This window comes from Klebsiella sp. Lac1 (genome assembly GCF_009825425.1).
Lineage (GTDB): Bacteria > Pseudomonadota > Gammaproteobacteria > Enterobacterales > Enterobacteriaceae > Klebsiella > Klebsiella electrica.
This window is the reverse complement of the sequence record NZ_VJZJ01000017.1, coordinates 1-205: the sequence shown is the minus strand read 5'-3', so window position 1 is coordinate 205 and position 205 is coordinate 1. Positions and strand designations below refer to the sequence as shown.

At 46.3% G+C, this 205-nt stretch carries 1 protein-coding gene; it reads left to right on the top strand.

Features of this window, described 5'->3' with window-relative positions; genetic code table 11:
* Nucleotides 1-72: IS110 family transposase (locus FNY10_RS27130; protein WP_074166459.1), on the top strand; the 72-nt coding region annotated here is incomplete at its 5' end.
* Nucleotides 73-205: the final 133 nt, after the last annotated feature.

The following is a 205-nucleotide window of genomic DNA, read 5'->3' as shown; positions in this document are numbered from 1 at the left end:
TGTGCTCTGGCAAACAAGCTGGCCAGAATAGCCTGGGCCCTAACGGCACGACAGCAAACTTATGTAGCATAACGGCAGAAATACACCGGTTTAAAGAATTACTGATCTGGTTTTGCGAATACTGATATTGATGATACTAACGGCCCACCGGCCTGTTGAGGAACCTGTAAAACGGAAAGGCTCATTGAAGCCGTATATTTTCTGG